Origin of the sequence: Methylobacterium sp. Leaf88 (assembly GCF_001422795.1) — a bacterium.
GTDB lineage: Bacteria > Pseudomonadota > Alphaproteobacteria > Rhizobiales > Beijerinckiaceae > Methylobacterium.
Map to the genome: position 1 here is coordinate 67066 of NZ_LMMK01000013.1, position 247 is coordinate 67312.

1 protein-coding gene is annotated in these 247 nt (G+C 72.5%); it reads right to left on the reverse strand.

Going from position 1 to position 247, the window contains the following annotated elements:
- Positions 1-247 (reverse strand): hypothetical protein (locus tag ASF20_RS25360; RefSeq protein ID WP_162242618.1); only part of this gene is annotated, 247 nt, incomplete at both ends.

A 247-nucleotide genomic window follows, 5' to 3' on the forward strand; every position in this document is an offset into this window, starting at 1 on the left:
GTCCACGTCCGTGACGGTGCCACCCACCGCCGAGGCGATGTCCGCGTGGCCCTGCGGATCGGTGTAGCTCGCGACCACCGAGAGCACCTTGCCGGCCTCGGCGTAGCCGAGGGTGTACTGGCCGGAGCTGTTGGTCTCGACCGTACTGCCGTCGAGCTGGAACGCGTAGCTCACGCCCCCCGGCGCCGGGAGCCCGTCCGGGTCCGACAGGCTGGCGCTGACGGTCTGGCCTTCCGCCACCAGCCCC